This is a genomic window from methane-oxidizing endosymbiont of Gigantopelta aegis, assembly GCF_016097405.1.
GTDB lineage: Bacteria > Pseudomonadota > Gammaproteobacteria > Methylococcales > Methylomonadaceae > Methylomarinum.
In genome coordinates this window covers 434,712-455,581 of the sequence record NZ_JAEHGD010000001.1, presented here as the reverse complement: position 1 = coordinate 455,581, position 20,870 = coordinate 434,712, and the positions used below count along the sequence as shown (strand labels likewise).

At 44.3% G+C, this 20,870-nt stretch carries 21 protein-coding genes and 2 pseudogenes; all 23 read left to right on the top strand.

The window, feature by feature from the left end:
* Nucleotides 1-53: 53 nt before the first annotated feature.
* The 23 genes and pseudogenes from gspG to JEU20_RS02170 all read left to right on the top strand — a co-directional run bounded on the left by gspG (nucleotide 54) and on the right by JEU20_RS02170 (nucleotide 20,822).
* On the top strand, nucleotides 54-482 hold the full coding sequence (gene gspG / locus JEU20_RS02275; protein ID WP_198243495.1) for a type II secretion system major pseudopilin GspG: 429 nt from the start codon (nucleotides 54-56) through the stop codon (nucleotides 480-482).
* Entirely contained in the window at nucleotides 479-928 is a 450-nt protein-coding gene (locus tag JEU20_RS02270) for a GspH/FimT family pseudopilin (RefSeq protein ID WP_198243494.1), read from the top strand. The genes gspG and JEU20_RS02270 overlap by 4 nt, the downstream gene beginning before the upstream one ends.
* A complete protein-coding gene (locus tag JEU20_RS02265; RefSeq protein ID WP_198243493.1) occupies nucleotides 921-1,298 on the top strand; it encodes a type IV pilus modification PilV family protein in 378 nt (125 codons plus the stop codon). The genes JEU20_RS02270 and JEU20_RS02265 overlap by 8 nt, the downstream gene beginning before the upstream one ends.
* On the top strand, nucleotides 1,288-1,914 hold the full coding sequence (locus JEU20_RS02260) for a prepilin-type N-terminal cleavage/methylation domain-containing protein (protein WP_198245799.1): 627 nt from the start codon (nucleotides 1,288-1,290) through the stop codon (nucleotides 1,912-1,914). Before JEU20_RS02265 ends, JEU20_RS02260 begins: the two co-directional genes overlap by 11 nt.
* Complete coding sequence (locus JEU20_RS02255; RefSeq protein ID WP_198243492.1) at nucleotides 1,911-2,858, top strand: type II secretion system minor pseudopilin; 948 nt, start codon at nucleotides 1,911-1,913, stop codon at nucleotides 2,856-2,858. The genes JEU20_RS02260 and JEU20_RS02255 overlap by 4 nt, the downstream gene beginning before the upstream one ends.
* Nucleotides 2,845-3,930, top strand: coding sequence for a PilN domain-containing protein (locus JEU20_RS02250; protein ID WP_198243491.1), 1,086 nt, complete (start codon nucleotides 2,845-2,847; stop codon nucleotides 3,928-3,930). The genes JEU20_RS02255 and JEU20_RS02250 overlap by 14 nt, the downstream gene beginning before the upstream one ends.
* Entirely contained in the window at nucleotides 3,923-4,501 is a 579-nt protein-coding gene (gspM, locus tag JEU20_RS02245; RefSeq protein WP_198243490.1) for a type II secretion system protein GspM, read from the top strand. Before JEU20_RS02250 ends, gspM begins: the two co-directional genes overlap by 8 nt.
* Nucleotides 4,498-5,076 (top strand): hypothetical protein, encoded by a 579-nt coding sequence (locus JEU20_RS02240; protein WP_198243489.1) that lies wholly within the window; start codon nucleotides 4,498-4,500, stop codon nucleotides 5,074-5,076. The genes gspM and JEU20_RS02240 overlap by 4 nt, the downstream gene beginning before the upstream one ends.
* A gap of 14 nt (nucleotides 5,077-5,090) precedes the next feature.
* A complete protein-coding gene (locus JEU20_RS02235) occupies nucleotides 5,091-6,302 on the top strand; it encodes a secretin N-terminal domain-containing protein (RefSeq protein WP_198243488.1) in 1,212 nt (403 codons plus the stop codon).
* A gap of 55 nt (nucleotides 6,303-6,357) precedes the next feature.
* Nucleotides 6,358-6,968, top strand: a pseudogene (locus JEU20_RS02230) (IS5 family transposase).
* A 1-nt stretch (nucleotide 6,969) separates the two neighbouring features.
* Complete coding sequence (locus JEU20_RS02225) at nucleotides 6,970-7,590, top strand: type II secretion system protein GspD (RefSeq protein WP_281066819.1); 621 nt, start codon at nucleotides 6,970-6,972, stop codon at nucleotides 7,588-7,590.
* Nucleotides 7,587-7,936: pseudogene (locus JEU20_RS15755) on the top strand (type II secretion system protein GspD). Before JEU20_RS02225 ends, JEU20_RS15755 begins: the two are co-directional and overlap by 4 nt.
* Nucleotides 7,923-8,276 carry a YajD family HNH nuclease gene (locus tag JEU20_RS02220; RefSeq protein WP_198243487.1) on the top strand — a complete coding sequence of 118 codons (354 nt, stop codon included), beginning with the start codon at nucleotides 7,923-7,925 and terminating at the stop codon, nucleotides 8,274-8,276. Before JEU20_RS15755 ends, JEU20_RS02220 begins: the two are co-directional and overlap by 14 nt.
* Nucleotides 8,277-8,861, top strand: a complete 585-nt coding sequence (locus JEU20_RS02215) for a DNA-3-methyladenine glycosylase I (protein WP_198243486.1) — start codon at nucleotides 8,277-8,279, stop codon at nucleotides 8,859-8,861.
* 69 nt (nucleotides 8,862-8,930) lie between these two features.
* Nucleotides 8,931-12,062, top strand: a complete 3,132-nt coding sequence (locus JEU20_RS02210; protein WP_214657277.1) for an EAL domain-containing protein — start codon at nucleotides 8,931-8,933, stop codon at nucleotides 12,060-12,062.
* 162 nt (nucleotides 12,063-12,224) lie between these two features.
* Nucleotides 12,225-14,573, top strand: a complete 2,349-nt coding sequence (mrcB, locus tag JEU20_RS02205; RefSeq protein WP_198243484.1) for a penicillin-binding protein 1B — start codon at nucleotides 12,225-12,227, stop codon at nucleotides 14,571-14,573.
* Nucleotides 14,570-15,190: an outer membrane lipoprotein periplasmic chaperone LolA gene (gene lolA / locus JEU20_RS02200; RefSeq protein WP_483446970.1), complete on the top strand. Its 621-nt coding sequence runs from the start codon at nucleotides 14,570-14,572 to the stop codon at nucleotides 15,188-15,190. Before mrcB ends, lolA begins: the two co-directional genes overlap by 4 nt.
* An 83-nt stretch (nucleotides 15,191-15,273) precedes the next feature.
* Nucleotides 15,274-16,458 carry an alanine transaminase gene (alaC, locus tag JEU20_RS02195; protein WP_198243483.1) on the top strand — a complete coding sequence of 395 codons (1,185 nt, stop codon included), beginning with the start codon at nucleotides 15,274-15,276 and terminating at the stop codon, nucleotides 16,456-16,458.
* A 37-nt stretch (nucleotides 16,459-16,495) separates the two neighbouring features.
* Nucleotides 16,496-17,806: a homoserine dehydrogenase gene (locus JEU20_RS02190; protein WP_198243482.1), complete on the top strand. Its 1,311-nt coding sequence runs from the start codon at nucleotides 16,496-16,498 to the stop codon at nucleotides 17,804-17,806.
* Nucleotide 17,807: 1 nt separating this feature from the next.
* Nucleotides 17,808-18,890: a threonine synthase gene (thrC, locus tag JEU20_RS02185; RefSeq protein ID WP_198243481.1), complete on the top strand. Its 1,083-nt coding sequence runs from the start codon at nucleotides 17,808-17,810 to the stop codon at nucleotides 18,888-18,890.
* A gap of 157 nt (nucleotides 18,891-19,047) precedes the next feature.
* Entirely contained in the window at nucleotides 19,048-19,854 is an 807-nt protein-coding gene (locus JEU20_RS02180) for a UDP-2,3-diacylglucosamine diphosphatase (RefSeq protein WP_198243480.1), read from the top strand.
* A 1-nt stretch (nucleotide 19,855) separates the two neighbouring features.
* On the top strand, nucleotides 19,856-20,092 hold the full coding sequence (locus tag JEU20_RS02175) for a hypothetical protein (RefSeq protein ID WP_245395058.1): 237 nt from the start codon (nucleotides 19,856-19,858) through the stop codon (nucleotides 20,090-20,092).
* Between the two features lie 328 nt (nucleotides 20,093-20,420).
* Nucleotides 20,421-20,822: a PilZ domain-containing protein gene (locus JEU20_RS02170; protein WP_198243479.1), complete on the top strand. Its 402-nt coding sequence runs from the start codon at nucleotides 20,421-20,423 to the stop codon at nucleotides 20,820-20,822.
* Nucleotides 20,823-20,870 lie beyond the last annotated feature (48 nt).

Genomic DNA, 20,870 nt, shown 5'->3' with positions numbered 1-20,870 from the left:
CTATTTTATTGGCAATCCTGAGTGTAAATGATTTGGTTATTTGAGAGGCATGAATGAAAAATTGGCAAAATAAACAACAGGCAGGCTTTACCTTGCTGGAGTTATTGGTGGTACTAGGCATTATTGCTCTGTTAGCAGGTATCGTTGGGCCGCAAGTGATGAAGCACATGGGTGCGTCTAAAAGTAAAACCGCGCGGGTACAGGTTGAAGATCTGTCAGCTGCCTTGGATATGTACAAGCTGGATAATGGCCGCTATCCAACAACCGAGCAAGGTTTGGCGGCTTTGGTGACAAAACCTGCCGACAGTAAATCCTGGAATGGTCCGTATTTACGCAAAGCAAAAATTCCCAAAGATCCGTGGCAACAAGATTATCATTATACATCGCCGGGTGAGCACGGAAAATTTGACCTTTATACTTTGGGTGCAGATAACAAACCGGGCGGCGAAGGTGAAGACCAGGATATCAATAGCTGGGAATGAAAGCTGCTCGCAGTATAAAAGGATTTACCCTGCTGGAGCTGATGATTGTTTTGTTTATCGTCGTTTTGGCCGTAGGCGCTATCAGTATCAATATTGCTAACGGTAATCCAGCATCACAAATCAAGGCCGCTGCCAGAGATATGGCGTCGGCATTGCGCTATGCGCGAGGGCAAGCCTTGATAAGTCGCAAGCGGGTCTGGGTCAGCATAAACCTGATTGATAACAGTTATCGGATCAGTGATCGGGAAAAAAAATTTATCTTGCCTGAATCAATACGCTTAACTTTAACGCTGGCTGAGAATACGGTTAAAAATGAGGAGGGGCGAGTGGTGTTTTATCCAGACAGCTCTTCTAGCGGCGGTCGCATCGAGCTGGAACAAGGCGGTTTTTATCAGCGCATTGATATCAATTGGATAAATGGCAATGTGACAGTCGTCGATGAATAAAAACAAGGGTTTTTCGTTACTGGAAATACTCGTTGCCTTTAATATTATGGCGATTGCCTTGAGTGTGTGTCTGACTATATTTTCACAAGGCGTCAATAATGCAGGTGTGGCTGAAAATTATACCCTGGCGACACAGTTAGCTGAGTCATTATTGGCTTCAACCGGTATAGAAACAGCGCTTGAGACCGGGCAAAGAGATGGTGTCGTGCTGGACCGTTTTCATTGGCGAGTCAAGATTGAAGAGGTATTTGCCGACAACGAATCCAGTCTGCTTTTGTATGCCGTACATGTCAGCGTCAGCTGGGGCGACGAGGGTCGTCAACTGCTATTGACTGAACTTAAAACCCGCCCCCGGAATAATGCTTTGTAAACAACGAGGGTTTACCCTACTTGAAGTGTTGTTGGCGATGTCCCTGCTCAGCATCATGATGGTGTTGTTATTTGCCAGTTTAAGTACCAGTGCCCGAAGTTGGAGCCTGGGGGAACAGAAGATTGCCCAAGTTAATGAAAAAGCGGTGACCTATGGTTTTTTAAAACGCTATTTAGGTAATGCGAGGCCGCTTTGGGGGCGTGATGATGGGCAACGTGTCTTTATGTTTCAAGGGCAGAGACACACAGTGAAATTTGTGTCTGATATGCCATTAAGTTCTGCCTATAAAGGCTTGCAACAGTTTGAACTGTATCTGGATAAACACAATGATAGTCAACGCTTGATGGTGTCGGTAAAACCCTTTTCTTTTCAGGAAAACAGCGAAATTAAAGCACAGCCGCAAATTTTATTGGTACAGATAACCTCGTTCAAAATACATTATTTTGATGCTGAAGTACAAGAGTGGGCGCAGCAATGGCAGGATAAAGAGGCTTTACCTGCACTGGTCAAAATCAGTATTGAACTGGCGGATGGCAGTCCCTGGCCGCCGATGATTTTTGCCTTGAAGCGTGCTGGCATGCAGAATGACAACCGAATACCGAATTTGGGGTTATGAAAAAATCCTGTTCCGGTGTCGCTTTGGTTATTGTCATTTGGGTGCTTTCCTTATTGACTCTGATGGCGGCTAGTTTTGCGTTGACTATGCGTCGGGAAACTGCGGTGGTAGTTTCGATGCGCGATCATGCAGTGATTCAGGCATTGGCACAAAGTGGCGTCAGTATGGCGCAAAAAATGCTGTTACACACAGATAAAAACAAACAATGGCGTGATGATGGCAGTCTTTATCAGTTTAGCTTACAAAATGCCACCATTCGGGTGAAAATTTTGTCAGAAGCAGGGAAGTTCAGTTTGAATAAAGTGGATCCAGTGACGCTGGGACAGATTATGGTACAGACCCCCCTTAGTCAGGCCGCTCAGCAGGCTCTGATTAGTGCTATTCTGGATTGGCGTGATGCCGATGACCTAGTGCGTATCAATGGCGCGGAAAAAGAGGAATACAAGGTGGCTGGATTGCCCTATGGCCCAGCCAATCAACCATTTAGATCTATGCAGGAATTGCAACAAGTTCTAGGCATGACGCCGACGGTTTATCGGCAACTGAAAAAGCTATTCAGTCTGTATAATACACAAGGCAAGGTCAATCTGGCCGTAGCCGATAAAGCGGTATTATCCATCGTGACGGGACTGGATGGTAAAACCATCGATGATTATCTCAGACAACGGGCCGAAAATTACCGACAAGGGTTACCGCCTCCACTATTACCCGGCAATTCAATCAACAATAGCGCCAGTTCTGGCTCGCCGGCGTCCAATACCTTTCAGGTTATCGTGCAGGCGAAAACTGCTCAAGGTTTGGAAGGTGGCATCAGTGTTATTATGCAAAAAAATCAATCGGCGGAAAAACCGTTTCAAGTAGTGGATTGGGAAGATCTTTATGATTATCCTGGATTTTTCAACGACAACATGGACAGTTTAGTCATAAATTATGAATCTGAATAAAGAAATTCAATTCGACCTGAAAGCTTTTTTTCGTTGGTGGGGGCAGGGGCTGTTGGCCTGGGTTCCCGAAAACATTAAATCCAGGCTGTTTGAGCAGGCTGAAGATATTGTTTTACAGTCCGAACCGGAAAAGCTGGTAATTTATCGCTTTAAAGCCGGTAAAAAACAACGCCTGGCACAGCTTGACCTGAATCATCTGGCTCAGCAATATGTCGAATTAAAGCAGAAATTTCCAGAACTGGATAAAGCGCGTTTTATTTTGTCATTGAATAGCGGGCAAGCGTTGGAAAAAGAGCTGATATTGCCGGCGGCAGTCAAGCCTAACCTGATGCAGGTCATGCAATTTGAACTGGATAAATATACGCCGTTTAGCGCAGAACAGGTATATTTTAGCGCGCAGGTTTTACGGCAAGAAACACCGGAAAATATCACCGTATTGTTAGCCTTAACACCACGCTCAAGCTTCGACACTCTCTATTCACAACTTATTGCCGCAAACATTCCGATTGATTGGGTCGAATGTAACTATCATCCGGATAGGGACTATCGTTATAATTTGTTGCCCGAAGATAAACAACGGACAAAGAACCGTTTCATGCGTGGCTTAGTCGGTGGACTGGTCGTTATAACGGGGTCACTTGCACTGGGATTATTTATCTTGCCTGTTCTAGTGGGCGAAGGACAGGTCGAAGCGCTTCGCCAACAATTGAAACCGTTACAAAAGAAAATTCAAAAGGTACAGCTGCAACAACAAGAAATTGACCGCTTATTGGCGGAAACGCAGAAGCTTGTCGCGTTAAAACAATCAATTCCCACATTGAATGAGATTTTATTTCATTTGACTCATCTATTACCAGATAACACCTGGCTAACGCATTTCAAATTGCAAGATAATTCAATCCAGATTCAAGGGCAGTCAGGAACAGCATCCAATCTGATAGAAATCCTGGAATCCTCACCTGTATTTGAAAATGTACGGTTTATTTCCCCCTTAACCCAAGACAAACGAACGGGCAAAGAGCGTTTTCAGATCAGCGCGCAGGTAACACAAAGGAGCTTCACAGATGAATAGGGACACCGCAATACAACGCTGGCTGGCGCTGGGCTTATTGATTTTGGTTTTAGCGGTGTTGAGCTTTGTGGTGGTCATTCCATTGTTGTCACAAGGTTTAGCTTATCAGGAGCAAAAACAGGAGTTAATCTTCCGGTTGCAAAAAATGCATCAAATTGCTGCTAAAGAAAGTACGATTGAAGCTCAACTCGAACAATTACATCAGCAATTCAAACAACAAGGTTATTTCGGGCACTATGAGACGGCGGCCTTGGCCTCCGCCGGCTTACAGAAATTTGTCAAAACATTGGTTGCCGATGCCGGGGGGCAGTTAAATAGCACTCAGGTTTTACCCATGCGTGAACGAGACGACTTAACTGAAATCGTAGTACAAGTCAGAATGAAAGGTGATATTAAGGTATTGCGCGATGTTTTGCATGGAATTGAAACGTCAATTCCGGTAAAGATGATTAAACAGCTTGATATTCGACCTGTTCGAGGCAAGCGTAACCGTAAAACCCGAAAAATTGAACCGAGTAATCAATTAAATATCCGTTTTCAGGTTGTCAGCTTTCTGAGGCAACAGTCATGAAAAACAGCCTGATTAAACTATTATCGCTGGTTTCAGTTATGTTGCTGGGGTTATTGCTATTAGAATGGTTCTGGCTAAACCACGTTGAAGAGGATAAGGCAATTATTCAACCGGCAAGTATGGAAAATCAGATTCGGCTGCCTGACAGTGAGTTTACTCAATTGCCGTTCGACAATTATCAGGAAATTGTTATGCGACCGCTGTTCATTGAAGGTCGGCGGCCGATAGAAGGTGGCAGTGATGATGATAGCATTGCTGCGATATCCAATGATATTAAGCAATTTGCATTGATGGGCGTTTACACGATTGAGAATAAACTCATCGCGTTAATAAAAGACCAAACTAATGCGGATCACTATCTGAAAAAATCGGTAGGTGATGAGATCGCAGGCTGGACGATCAAACAGATTCTTACCGACCGAATAATTATTGAACGCTCAGGACAAACGCAGGAAATTGAACTCAGAAAACCGAAGCCTAGAAAACTGAAATCTATAAAACATCCATTCCGGTTGCCGGCAAATAAAACAGGGCGCCGGCTGCCAACAAAACCGAATCCACTGAATAGCCTATAAAAACGTCAAACTTTATGAAAATCTGTCACTCTTATTTTGCGTTAGCCCTATTTTTATCCGGTTGTGAATTACTCGGCCCGGAATTACATCATAAAATACCTTTGCAACCGCTTGAGGCCGAAGCAGAAGGTAACCCCCAGGAAGATACTAATGCATTGCAATCATTGCGCAATGACATCAGCGAAAGCAAACAACAGAACGTTTTGCAAGCCGAGTTATATCCCGGGAATGGACGTTTCTTCAGACAACCAACTAGAGCTGCGAAACCTTCTGTCGTTGCAGCATCTGATGAATTTAATTTAAATTTTGATGATGCCGATTTAGGGGAAGTCAGTAAGGTTATCCTGAGCGATATTTTGCACGAAAATTATGTGTTGAGTCCTAAAGTTGCTGGCAGTGTGACCTTACAGACGACAAAACCCTTGACCCGTGAGGAGTTATTGCCGACCCTTGAAATGCTGCTCGACATCAATAATGCCGCATTGATTTTTCAGGATGGGGTGTATCAGATTCAACCTAAATCAGAGGCTTTGGGAAATAGTGCATTTAACGCCTATAACCGCTTTAACAAAAAATTACCGGCAGGTTATCAAGTGCGTATTATTCCAGTGCGCAATGTGGCGGCTGAATCACTGGCTGACATCATCAAACCGCTATTGCAGGATAAGACCATTCTGCATGTGGATGGTTACCGCAATATTATTTTAGCGGCTGGAACCGCAAACGAGCTAGCGCGAGTAATGGAAATGGCGCAGAGTTTTGATGTCGATACCCTGAAAGGGCGATCCTTTGGCTTGTTTCCATTGCGCAGCGTTGATGCCGATAAAATGATTCAAGAGTTAGAACAGGTTTTTAATCATCAGGAAGGCCAGCGTTTCATTCAGTTTATTCCCATCGAACGCATGAATGCGGTATTGGCGATTACGCCTAAGGCTGCTTTGTTACAGCAAATTAAACGTTGGGTTCTAAGGCTGGATCGTGCCAATGTTACTTCAGGCGGCGGTGTAAATGTTTATCGGGTACAACATGCTGATGCGACCAAACTAGCAGAAACGCTGAATGATATTTTCAGCCAGATAGGTAACAACCGTAAACAGGCAGCTAGTATTGCATCTGGTCGTAAAATGATTCAGATTACCAATAAGACAGACCAAAAAACGACGATAACAGCACGAAAAAAGGTCAATTTAAATAGGGGCTGTTGCCGTTTTGAAAATCCCCCTTGAAATTCAATAACTCCGCCACATAGATTGTTTATTTTGACTCAAAAACAAGCAAACTATGCCCCGACAAATGCTTACGGATGAACTTTGGGAGAAACTGAAGATAATTATGTTGAAAATGGGAATTTATGACAAACCTTGTCTTCGAAAAACAGTCGAAGGTATTTTTTATCGCTTGCGAGTAGGTTGTCCCTGGAGAGATTTACCCACGGCTTTTGGTAATTGGAATGCGGTATATAAACGATTCAATGACTGGTCTCGTAAAGAAAAACTGATGGGTATTTTTAACGCCTTGGTTGTTGATCCAGACCTGGAATGGGAATTTATTGATGGGAGTATTGTGAAAGCACATCAGCATAGTAGTGGTGCGGCCTGTGAACAAGAAACAGCGATAGGGAAATCTGTCGCCGGGAACACCAGTAAAATTCATATGGCCGTTGATGCCTGTGGTCTTCCTATTCATTTCTCAGTGACAGGCGCCAAGAAAAAGAATTCAACTCGGGGAAATGATGAAATGGATTGGTGTCTCTACAAATATCGCCATCTCGTTGAAAATGTGTTTGCAAGACTTAAGCATTTCAGAGCGATCGCCACGCGATATGACAAACTCAAACGAAATTTTGAAGGCTCTATCGCTCTGGCTTGCGCCTTTTATGGTTACCTATGTGAAATGGCAACAGCCCCTAATATCGGTGAGGTTAAAATTATTCCTGATGAGCCGAATAATGCGCTGATTGTCGTTGCCAGTGCGCAGGATTATGCAGTGGTGCACCGCATCATAAAAAAACTGGATGTTATGCCATTACAAGTTTTAATTGATGCAACGATTGTCGAAGTGACGCTCAGCGATAAATTAAAATATGGCATCAAGTGGTTCTTGCAACATCAAAATGGTGGTCAACATGCAGCCAGCTCGGGTGGATTCAATTTAGCTCAAACAGCCTCCGATATCGCTGTAGGTGCGGCAACCGGTGGTTTTGGTTATGCTTTTGTCAGCAATTCCGGCGATATCCGCGCCGTGCTGGAAGCTAATGCCAGCGATAACAAAACCAATGTCATTTCAGCACCTTCGCTAATGGTGTTGAACAATCAGGAAGCCTCGATTCAGGTGGGCAAGCAAGTTCCCATTTTATCGTCACAATCGACCAATACCAATTCCACGACCAACACGGGCACCGTGGTTACCAATACGATTCAAATGCGCGATACCGGCATTACCTTAACCATCAAGCCGCGTGTGAATGCCAATGGCTTAGTGATTATGGACATTGACCAAAAGCGGATGATGTGATTTCAACGACTACCGGTGGCATCAATTCGCCATCATTTCAGCAACGCCAGATTAAAAGCTCGGTGGCGGTACAAAGTGGACAAACCATCGTCTTAGGTGGTTTGATCAGTGAAAAAATACGAATGATAAAAGCGGTATTCCCTGGCTGCATAAATTACCTTTGATAGGCCCTCTATTTGGGGAAACGACTAAAAATAAAGAACGTACCGAACTGGTTATTCTGATAACTCCACGCGTAGTCAGAGACAGGCAAAATGCGCGTTTGATTACCAATGAATTTCAGCGCAAGCTGACCGGAATTTATACCAAACCCGAAATGACAGGAGGTGAAAATGACTCAATCTAAAACTGAAAAACTGATTGCTGAAGCACGGCGGTATAAAGAAGAGCGAGAGCAAGGCTATCGTGAGCGGGCCTTAAAATTATTTCCGTGGATTTGTGGTCGTTGCGCTCGCGAATTTAATCATAAAAATTTATCGGAATTAACGGTACATCATAAAGACCATAACCATGATAACAATCCCCTGGACGGCAGTAACTGGGAGCTGTTGTGTTTATATTGCCATGATAACGAGCATCAGCGCTATGAACATCAAATTCGTTATGGCGGCAATGATTCTGCAAATAAATCGGATAATGAGGCAACCTTCAATCCCTTCGCTAATCTGAAGGATATGATGAAATAAGTGAACACCCAGCAGAAATGTCCTTGGGCACTGCAATCAACGCTTGAGGAACATTATCATGACCAGGAATGGGGTGTGCCGTTGCATGATGACGCTCGGTTGTTTGAGTTTTTACTGCTGGAAGGGCTGCAGGCCGGTTTAAGCTGGCGAACCATTCTGCAAAAACGGGATACCTATCGCTGTGCCCTCGATGGCTTTAATGCCGAAAAAATTGCCCGTTATGATGAGAAAAAACAGGCCGAATTACTCCAAAATCCAGCGCTGATCCGTAATCGCCTGAAAACGCAGGCTATCATCCAAAACGCTCGGGCCTATCTCAATTTACTGGAGAAGGTGGATAGTTTCAATGATTATCTGTGGCATTTTACCGACGGTGAGGTGATTCAAAACCACTGGCAAGTCCCTGAACAAGTCCCCTCTGAAACCGCTATTTCCCGTCAATTAAGTCATGATCTAAAACAACATGGATTCAAGTTTGTAGGGCCGGTTATTTGCTATGCCTTTATGCAAGCGACAGGACGGGTCAATGATCATTTAATTCGTTGTTTTCGACATACAGCCCTGTCAAACCAAATAAAAGCATAACAGTTTCTTTTTCAGCTATACTGAAAAATGCACCTGAAGTGTTTTTCTAAAAGCGATGTAAGTATTTTTATGAAGCCTGATTATCAAATTTCTATTGTCGTCCTCTCTGTTCTGATTGCGATGTTCAGTTCGGGCGTTGCACTTTATATGCTTGATAATTTATGGCAATTAGATAAGCGCCGTCGTTATATTCGCTGTGTTGCATCCGGTATCGCCTTTGCGACCGGTGTCTGGTCGATGCATTTTATCGGCATGTTGGCCTGTAAAATGCCCATACCGATTGCTTACGATAAGTCAATTACCGGCTATTCGTATTTAATGGCGCTTGCCGGCGCTATTCCCGCCATGATTATGATTGGCTGGCGACGCTTGAATACGAGGAGGCGATTTGTAGTTGCCGGCATTTTGAGTATTGCCGTCGCTGGTATGCACTATACCGGCATGGCTTCGTTACGCATGCAACCGGCAATCGAATATGACAATCTTCTGTTTGGGTTATCGCTGCTTATTGCATTCTCCGCTTCTTATTGTGGCTTGCTGATTATGGAAGCCTGGGAAAAAAGTAAAATTAAAAAGCTTGGCTTTTTAGTGCTTGGCGGCATAGTGTTAGGCTTCGCCGTCAGTGCCATGCATTATACGGCTATGGCAGCCGCGCGTTTTTCTGTTGAAAGCGTTTCATTAGCTGCATTAGAAGGGGGATTGAGTGGCCATGTTTTGGTTTACGCCATTGTCAGCGCGACATTGTTAGTCTTGATGATGTCATTGTTTGTAGGCTTGCAAGGTACTACGATCCAAATATGGAAAGTATTGTTGATTGTTGTGCTATCTGAATCCACCATCATGATGTTGTTGCCTGTCCTGTTAGGACAGAATGCCACACCTGAAATGGAAGCCTTTTGGGATGTAACCTTGCTAACTTTGTTTGTATCGCCTATCGCCTGGCAAATGAATGAGATATCACGTGCCTTAAGAGAAAGTCATCAACAGCTAGAAAAAAACCTGGACGTTCAGCGTGTCAACAATGCGATTCTTAAATTACCCGTGCATGAGATGGATATGGGTGAGTGGTTTGAGCAGATCTTGCAAGAGATTTTCTCGTTGTCCTGGTTGAAGCTAGAGCCGAAAGGCGCATTGTTTTTAAAGGACAAAAACAAGGATGTGTTGCGTTTAGAGACCCATTTTCATGCCGAGGATGTTAAAAAATATTGCCAAGAAGTTGCCTTCGATAAATGCTATTGCGGACAGGCGGCGCAACAAAAAACGGCTGTTTATATTCCTGAATTAGCAGAATCACCCTTTTCCGAATTGAGTCAATGTACTGGACAGAGCATTTTTGCGTTACCGTTAGAGGCAGAAGAGCAGGTGATTGGGGTGTTGTGTTTGTATTTATCGCCTAAATCGAAGCTATCGGCATTTGAACAAAATACTTTACAGGCTATTGCGGCCACTATTTCAGAACAAATCGCGCTAAAAACGGCTTTAGATGCCTTAAATCTGGCCGAAAAGGTGTTTGAATACAATCTGAACTGTTTGATGATCACCGATAGGCAACACAGAATTCTCAATGTCAACCCAATGTTTAGCAAAATAACGGGCTATCAAGTTGACGAAGTGTTGGGAAAAACCCCCGAGTTTCTTCAACCAAAAGAGCACAGCGTAGATTTTGTCGCCATTCAGAAACACCTTGAGAAGCACAATCAATGGCAAGGTGAGGTTTGGAACCGACGCAAAAATGGCGAAGAATTTGTCGAATGGCTAAGTATTACGGCAGTTCGTGATCATCAACAAACCATTCAATATTATGTGTCCGCCTTTGCTGATATCACCGAGCATAAACAAGCCGAAGAGCGTATTCATGCATTGGCATTTTATGACGAGCTGACAGGATTGCCAAATCGTGCATTATTTTATGATCGCATGAAACAAGCCTTAAAAAGTGCCGACAGAAATCAGACGAAGACAGGTTTGTTATTCATCGATTTGGATCGATTTAAAGAAGTCAATGATACCCTCGGGCATCAGGCCGGTGATGAACTACTCAAAACTGTGGCCAAGCGTATTACGACCTGTTTAAGGCAAACCGACACCTTGGCACGCTTGGGTGGCGATGAGTTTGTCGTGATTTTGCCAGAATTAAAAGCAGGTATTTTATTAACACCTGAGAAGGTGTGCCAAAAAATAGCCAAAGACATCCTTTATCAATTATCGTTAGCCCATGATTTTGATGGTCAGATATTTTATGGTGGTGCCAGTATTGGTATTGTCCTTTATCCCGATCATGCTCAAGACTTTAGCGAATTGATTCAACGTGCCGATACCGCAATGTATCAGGCTAAAAATGCCGGTCGCAATCAATATTGTGTTTTTTCAGATGATATGGGGTCGATGGTTAAAAAACGTGTAGAAATGATTCACGAGTTGAAAATGGCCTTAAGCCGAAATCAATTTTCGCTCGTGTTTCAACCTCAAATAACAGGCGACCAGGAAATTACTAGCGCTGAAGCGTTAATACGCTGGAGCAACCCTAAATTAGGGCGCGTTTCGCCACTTGAATTTATCAGCTTAGCGGAAGAAATTGGCTTGATCTATGATATTGGGCTATGGGTGGCCGAGCAGGTTTGCAAGCAAATCAAACGATGGGATCAGGAAAAACAGGTTATTCTGAACTATGTGGCGTTGAATGTCTCCATTCATCAAATCATTAAAGAAGAATTTGTCGATGATATTATCAATGTTTGCAAAATGACAGGTGTACCTAACCATCGCCTGGAACTGGAAATCACAGAAGGTGGGTTGGCGCAGTATCCGCAGCATATTGAAGCGGCCTTGGCTCGTTTGCGGGAAGCCGGGTTCAGGTTGGCCATTGATGACTTTGGTACCGATTATTCCTCTTTGAGTCGCTTAAAATCCTTCAATGTTGATTTGTTAAAGATTGATCGCTCGTTTGTAATGGATATGGCGCATGATTCCGATGATGCGGCGATTGTTAAAGCTATTGTTGATTTAGCGAGCGCGCTAGGGCTTACAACGCTAGCCGAAGGGGTGGAAACGCTGGAGCAATACCAGATGCTCAATCAAATCGGTTGTTATGCCTGTCAGGGCTATTATTTTGGCAAACCGATGTCGGCTGATATATTTACTGAATTTTATTGTCACCATGAGGTAAAAAAAGCACAGGAGGGTACTGACTGCACGATTTGAATGATAAACAGCATGTTCAGGCGAGATTAATCCGACCTTATTATAATCTTTCAATTTTAGTGGTTCCGCTTTTCATAAATGCCGGTAATCAAAACCAATCCGTTATAAAATAGCGACAATCCTCACGCTGTTCTTGAGCCTTACACCACGTTTTAACCTGACATGGCTAAAAAAACAAAATCTAATAAGCAAACCCCACAGAAAAAAAGGCGTACGAAAAAACCAGTCAAAATGAAATGGTGGAAAAAAGCGCTAGTACTCACTACGGTTTTGTTTTGTTTTGTTTTTTTTAGTTATCTTGGTTATTTAGACTATACCGTCAGACATCAATTTGCCGGTAAACGCTGGGCACTGCCGGCCTATGTTTACGCCAATCCTGTCGAATTTTTCACAGGCTTTCCATTAAAGCACCAGCAATTTGAAGACTTGCTGTCTCGGCTGAACTATCGACGCGATTATCATTTATCGACGCCAGGCAGTTATTACCGTAAGGGCAGCAGCTTTTATCTGAAAACCCGCCGGTTTCAGTTTTGGGATGTGCTGGAAGACAGTAAAAAAATCAAGATCACCTTTCAGTCGGATAGGGTTAAAAATATTACCGACCTTAAAACGCGTGGAACATTAGCCATTGTGCGGATGGAACCGGTACAGATCGGCAGCTTTTATCCAACCCGAAAAGAAGACCGTATTCTGATCAAACTGGAAAACACACCTGATTATTTAATTCAAGCTTTGCTGTCTACCGAAGATCGGAATTTTTATCAACACTATGGTGTGTCACTGAAGTCGATTGCACGTGCGATGTGGGCCAATATTCGGGCAGGTGCTTTTGTGCAAGGCGGCAGCACGATAACGCAACAACTGGTGAAAAACTTTTATCTGACACCGGAAAGAAGTTTATGGCGAAAGATCAATGAAGCCTTGATGGCATTGATTCTTGAATACCGGTTTGAAAAAGACGATATCCTCGAAGCCTATTTAAACGAAATTTACTTAGGGCAAGATGGCGCTAGTTCGGTGCATGGCTTTGGCCTGGCCAGTGAATTTTATTTTGGACGGCCGTTACAAACTTTGTCATTGGATCAAATTGCAACCCTGGTGGCGCTGGTTAGAGGCCCATCTTATTACGATCCTCGACGTTATCCCGAACGCGCGATCAAACGTCGTAATCTGGTGTTGAGTGAAATGCATCGACAGGGCTACATCACCAAAAAGCAAATGTTAGCGGCACAGTCAAAAAAATTGAATGTGGTTTCCAGGGTGCATCGACCCTCTAACCGCTATCCGGCATTTATCGATCTGGTCAAACGACAGCTTCGACAGGAATATAAGGAAAGCGATCTGACCTCTGAAGGCTTGAGAATTTTTACTACGCTGGATGTGCAAACGCAGGATATTTTACAAAAAACAGTCAGCACTAAATTAAAGCAGCTTGAAAAACGCCCTCGGGTTAAAAAACTGGAATCTGCTGCTATCGTCACGCGACGGGAAAATGGCGAAATTGTAGCGCTGGTGGGTAGCCGTCATGCCTCGGCTGCAGGATTCAATCGTGCGCTCGATGCGTTGCGGCCGATTGGCTCTCTGATGAAACCGGCGATTTATCTGACGGCGCTGGAATATCCAGAGCGTTATACTGTCATCACCCCGGTTAGTGATACAGCGATTACCGTTAAGGGACCAAAAGGTAAAAACTGGACACCTAAAAATTATGACAATATTGAACATGGTGACGTCCCATTACATACAGCGCTCAGCCATTCCTATAATCTGGCGACCGTCCATGTTGGTATGGATATTGGCATTGCTCGGATTGCCAAAACCTTGCGTCGTTTGGGCGTTAAGCGTGAAGTTAAACTGTATCCGTCATTATTGCTGGGTGCGACACCATTGACGCCACTGGATGTGACGCAAATGTACCAAACTTTTGCAGGTGATGGCTTTGCAACCCCATTACGTTCAATTCGGGCCGTGATTTCACAACAGGGAGAACGATTGCAAAGTTATCCATTTACCATTCGGCAAACGGTAGATTCTGCGGCCATGTATTTGACCAATACGATTCTGCAGGAGGTCGTCAGGGAAGGCACAGCGCGATCGGCCTATTTATATTTACCCGAAACATTGGGTTTAGCCGGAAAAACTGGTACCACCAATGGCTTGCGTGATAGCTGGTTTGCAGGCTTTAGTGGCGATTATCTTTCGGTTGTCTGGGTTGGTCGTGACGATAACAAGCCATCTGGTCTGACCGGCGCCAGTGGTGCTTTGCAGATCTGGATTCGGCTAATGCGACAAATCACCTCGCAGCCGGTCAATTTAATCCCGCCGGATAATGTGGTCTGGGTGTGGATTGATCCGGAAACGGGATTGCTGGCCGATGAAAGCTGCGAAGGCGCACAAAAATTTCCTTTTATCAAAGGCTCAGAGCCTACAGAAAACGCCGATTGTATTGGAACCGAGCTAGACCGGGCCAAACATTGGCTGAATGATTTTTTACAGGATACCTTTCAATGAAAATGATGATTAAATTAGTAGTGTTGTTTTTTTTAAATCTTTCGGTAAGTTATGCTGAACAAACACCTATTCAACAGCTTAAAAAATTTCTGCACAATACCCGAACCTTGCAAGCCAATTTCAAACAAGTCAGCATGGATGAGCATGGCAATCCGGCGCAGATCAGTTCTGGCATGTTTTATCTACAACGTCCGGGCAAGTTTCGCTGGAATTACACTCAGCCCTTTGTTCAGGAAATTGTCGCTAACGGCGATAAGGTCTGGTTTTATGATGCTGATCTTGAGCAAGTGACGATAAAGACATTAGATGAGTCGCTAGGCTCGACGCCGGCTTTGTTACTCAGCGGCAAGGTCAACCTAGAACAGAATTTTATACTGCAACAGCAGGGTGTGGATGAAGACTTGAGCTGGATCCGGTTAACGCCAAAATCAGAACAAAGTAATTACAAAAGAATTCTGATTGGCATGCACAAAGACAAGCTTGCAGGTATGGAACTCAGTGACAATTTTGGCCAATTAACCCGTATTTATTTTTTAAATATTAAAATCAATCAAAAATTACCTGAAAAGATCTTTGATTTTGTGGTTCCAGAAGGCGCCGATGTGTTTGGGCAATAACAAGCCGTCATTCCTGTATTGACAATATTGAGTAATCTTAGTAATTTAGCAGGTTTGCCAACATTTAGCCCAAAGAGCCCTGAATGGAAGAATTTGATCGCATCAAACGCTTGCCTCCCTATGTTTTTAACATTGTCAATGAATTAAAAGCCAAATCGCGCGCCGCAGGTGAAGATATTATCGATTTTGGGATGGGGAATCCTGATCAGCCCACACCAAAACATATTATCGACAAATTAGTCGAAGCGGCGCAACGGGGTGATACTCATCGCTATTCTGTGTCGAAAGGGATTCCACGGTTGCGCCGCGCCATTTGTAACTGGTATCAGGAGCGCTACGATGTCAGTCTGGACCCTGAAACGGAAGCGATTGTCACGATTGGATCAAAAGAAGGTCTGGCGCATTTGGCGTTGGCGACATTAGGGCCGGGCGATGTGGTTTTGGTTCCCAATCCGGCTTATCCGATTCATCCCTATGGTGTGGTAATCGCTGGCGCCGATTTGCGACATGTGCCGCTGGTGCCCGGTGTCAATTTTTTCGAGGAGTTGCAAAAAGCGATTATCGACTCCTGGCCTAAACCTAAGATGTTGATTTTGAATTTTCCGGCCAATCCAACCACTCAATGCATCGAACTGGATTTTTTTGAAAAAGTCGTCGCCATTGCTAAAGAGCATAATATCTGGGTGGTGCATGATATCGCCTATGCCGATATTGTATTCGATGGTTATAAAGCGCCGTCCATTCTGCAAGTCGAAGGTGCTAAAGATATTGCGGTTGAATTTTTCTCATTGTCAAAAAGCTATAACATGCCTGGCTGGCGAGTGGGATTTATGTGTGGTAATCCAACTTTGGTGGCGGCATTGACGCGGATTAAATCCTATATGGATTACGGCACATTTACGCCGATTCAGGTTGCCGCGATTACCGCACTGGAAGGGCCGCAAGATTGCGTCGCCGAAATCTGCGCCATGTATAAAAGGCGCCGCGATGTGTTGTGCGACGGACTCAATGCCATGGGCTGGACGGTGGAAAAACCGAAAGCGACCATGTTCGTCTGGGCGCCGATTCCAGAGCCTTATCGCGATATGAAATCGGTCGAATTTTGCAAAAAAATGATTATAGACGCCAAAGTTGCTGTGTCGCCGGGGATTGGCTTTGGTCAGCATGGCGATGACCATGTCCGATTCAGTTTGATTGAAAACGAGCATCGCACCCGTCAGGCTTTGCGTGGCATTCGTAATATGCTGAGGAAAGACAACGTTGTATAATACACGGCCAAGATTACTTGATTGTCAGGAGTTACATTTGAAACCGGTAAACATAGGCATTTTAGGGCTGGGAACAGTTGGTGGGGGTACTGTCAATGTACTGAAACGGAATGCGGAAGAAATTTCCCGCAGGGCTGGGCGAAAAATTATTGTCACCCGTGCTTCGGCCAGAACACTGGATCGTGAGCGTATTTGCGATACCCGTGATATTGCGCTGACAACAGACCCTTTCGAAATTGTTAACGACCCTGAAATCAATGTCGTGCTGGAATTGATTGGTGGCGATACACTGGCTAAAGACCTGGTTCTTCAGGCTATCGAAAACGGTAAGCATGTCGTCACGGCTAACAAGGCTTTAATTGCGTTGCACGGTAACGAGATTTTTAAGTGTGCCAGTGAGAAAGGCGTTATGGTTTTATTTGAGGCCGCCGTTGCCGGGGGGATTCCTATCATCAAAGCCATCCGGGAAGGCCTTGCCGGTAATCAGATTGAATGGCTGGCGGGCATTATCAACGGCACCGGCAATTTTATTTTGACTGAAATGCGCGACAAAGGCCGTGATTTTGCTGACGTATTGGCTGAAGCACAGGCCTTAGGCTATGCCGAAGCCGATCCAACTTTCGATGTGGAAGGCATTGATGCGGCACATAAATTGACCATTCTGGCCTCGATTGCCTTTGGTATTCCGCTGCAATTTGAAAAGGCTTATACCGAAGGGATTACTGGGATTACCCGGGAAGATGTGGAATATGCCGAAGAACTCGGCTATCGCATCAAACACCTCGGCATTGCCCGTAAAACCGACAAAGGTATTGAGTTACGTGTGCATCCGACGCTGATTCCAGAGCGCCGACTGATTGCCAATGTCGATGGGGTGATGAATGCCGTATTGGTTAAAGGCGATGCCGTAGGTCCAACCTTGTATTATGGTGCCGGTGCAGGCGCAGAGCCGACAGCGTCGGCGGTGGTAGCCGATGTTGTCGATGTCGTCAGAGCGATGACCAGCGATCCCGAAAATCGAGTGCCGCATCTGGCTTTTCAGGCCGATGCACTGGTCGATATTCCGTTGTTGTCTGCAGATGATATCGAAACGGCGTATTATTTACGGCTGACAGTGGAAGACAAACCCGGTGTTTTAGCTGATATTGCGCGAATTTTGGCAACTCATCAAATCAGTATCGAAGCATTGATTCAAAAAGAACCCAAACAACATGAAACCTTGCTGCCATTAATTTTATTGACGCAGCGCACGCAAGAAAAAGAAATGAATGCGGCAATCAGCGAGATTGAAGCATTATCCTCTGTCACAGGCTCTATCAGCCGCATTCGTCTGGAAACATTGAAATAACATGACAACACAAACACGTTACACAGGGCTTATCGCCCGTTATCAAGATCGCTTACCCGTAGCATCCAGTACACGCTTCATTAGCCTAGGTGAAGGTAATACGCCGCTGATTCAATTACAGAATATCCCGCGCCTGATAGGTAAAAATGTGGATATTTATGTCAAATACGAAGGCTTGAACCCGACCGGTTCATTCAAAGACCGCGGCATGACCATGGCCGTCACCAAAGCGGTTGAAGACGGCAGCCAGGCTATTATTTGCGCCTCGACCGGCAACACCTCGGCGGCCGCTGCAGCTTACGCCGTGCGCGCCGGTATCAAAGCCTTTGTATTGATTCCAGAAGGGAAAATCGCGCTTGGTAAATTGGCACAAACTTTAATGTATGGTGCTGAAATCATCCAGATTAACGGTAATTTCGATGCCGGTATGTCTTTGGTTAAAGAAGTTGCCGACCATGCGCCGGTAACGATTGTCAATTCCATCAATCCATTCCGTATCGAAGGGCAAAAAACCGCTGCTTTCGAAATTGTCGATGAATTGGGCAGAGCGCCAGATTATCATTGTTTGCCAGTTGGCAATGCCGGCAATATCACCGCCTATTGGAAAGGCTATAGCGAATATGCCGCCGATGGCGTTTGTGAAAATCGTCCGGTGATGTGTGGTTATCAGGCAGCGGGTGCTGCGCCGTTTATAAAAGGTGAAATGGTGGACGAACCGGAAACCGTGGCGACTGCAATCCGTATTGGTCATCCCCAATCTTGGGATAAAGCCTGGAATGCGCAGAAAGAATCCGGCGGTTGGTTTGATGCCATGACCGATGAGCAGATTTTGGCGGCGCAGAAAATGTTGTCGCAATATGAAGGTATTTTCTGTGAACCGGCTTCCGCCACCTCATTAGCGGGTGCGTTGCAGGATATCGGCAATGGTAAAATCGCAGAAGGCAGTACCATCGTCTGTACTTTGACCGGTAACGGCTTGAAAGACCCGGATAGCGCCATTATGCAATGCAAGGAAACACATCCGGTCACGATAGATGCATCGCTAGATGCGGTTAAAAAGGCTATTTTGGATAATATGGCTTAATATTTTATTCCATACACTTCACATAAAAACCGGCGTAATGCCGGTTTTTTTTGACATCAAAAATTCATCGGACTGTCACGATGAAGACATAAAGCAAGCGTAATCTCCTTTCTGATTAAGACATCTAATAGCTACAGATTTATTCGAAGGGGGATAAATGACGCTTCATTATCGTACAGTCTGGATTTCGGATACCCATTTGGGTACAAAAGGCTGCAAGGCGGAATATTTACGTGATTTTCTCGATCATGTGGAATGCGATACTTTGTATTTGGTTGGCGATATTATCGACTTGTGGAGCTGGAATGTTAAGTCGGGTTTTTATTGGCCATTATTGCACAGCGATATCGTACAAAGAGTCATCAATAAATCCAGGCAAGGCACACGAGTGATTTATATTCCAGGAAATCATGATGAAGCCTTGCGAAAGCATGCCGGGATAGAATTTAACGGCATTGAAATTCAGTTAAGACATATCCATACGACTGCCGATAAGCGTTGTTTTCTGGTTTTGCACGGTGATGAATTCGATAACATTGTCTGTCATAATCGTAGCTTGGCCTATATTGGTGGTGAAGCCTATGAAATATTGCTGGTAATCAACCGCTGGTATAACAATTTACGAAAAATGCTGGGTTTTAAATATTGGTCTTTGTCGGCTTATTTAAAACATAAAGTCAAAAATGTTATACAAGTTATTGATAATTATCAATATGTTTTGAGTTTGGAAGCGGATAAAGCACAGGTGGATGGTATTATTTGTGGGCATATTCACCATGCCGACATGACGAAAATGGATTCCGGAAAGTTGTATTGCAATACCGGCGACTGGGTGGAAAGTTGTACGGCTCTGGTAGAAGATTTTTCAGGAAAACTGGAGATTATTCATTGGTCGGATCAAAGTTTTCAGCTTTTGGAACAAACACAGTTGGAAACATCTGTAAAAGCCGAAAAAGCGAGCTGAAATGCTTACAAAATCACTTTATATGGTTTCGGGCAGTGTCCTGTTTGTGATCGGAATGATTCTATTTCCATTGCCGGTTCCTTTTGGCTTACCCACTATGTTGATCGGCTTAGCCTTGATGTTTAAAGCATCAGACAAGGTTAAACGTCGTGTGATACGCCTTTCTAATAAAAACCCGCATAGTCGAAAGCTGTGGCAAAAAGTGCGGCAGAAGCGTATTGAAAGAAAACGCAGCTGATATGACTTTTACGTGATAGAGTGCATGATTTGCCGTATCTACTCACCCCCTCTAAAAAGCAGGTGTAGGTTGTTGATTTATCAGGCTTGCATAACAGGGATGTTATGCAGAACTACATGGATGTATTCACGTGTCCTGATAAATCAATGACCTACTCCGGCTAAAACACAACCGGGTGAGCAGTTACGATTTGCCTTCATTTTAAGCGTAGTTTAAGTGATAAATCACATAATAAGTTCCAGTTAAGTCAATATTTATATTGAAAAAATCTATTTATCAGCTAGGCTTATAAACACCTTGGCGTTTTTAAGTTAATGGGGGAGTAGGGATGGAAAGAAGAATTTATCCACGGGTTGCGACCCGATTACCTGCGATAGTCATGAGTGAAGAAGGCGTACAGCTCAGGGCATTGGTTAGTGATATTTCCGGTGATGGGCTTTGCATGGAATGCAATACCATCGAACGCGATTTGGTGACACCTCATGGTCGATTTGTGCGTGATGATGGTAAGCCTGTTGAATTGTTTGTAGAACTTGATTTGCCGAATGAAAATGGCTCGAAGACACACATTCAGGCGCGCTGCCATGTGAGTTTTTCGCGTAGAGTTGCCAGCAATCGCTGTATGCTGGGTTTACGCTATATTGATCTGGAACAGGGTGCTTATCAGCGTTTATTGCATTTTATTGATTCGATGTTACAGCATAATGCCTTTAGCCAATGCGCGTCATGATAACGTTAAAAGCCATACGTTTTATGGCAAGTGCAAGCCCCTTTAAAT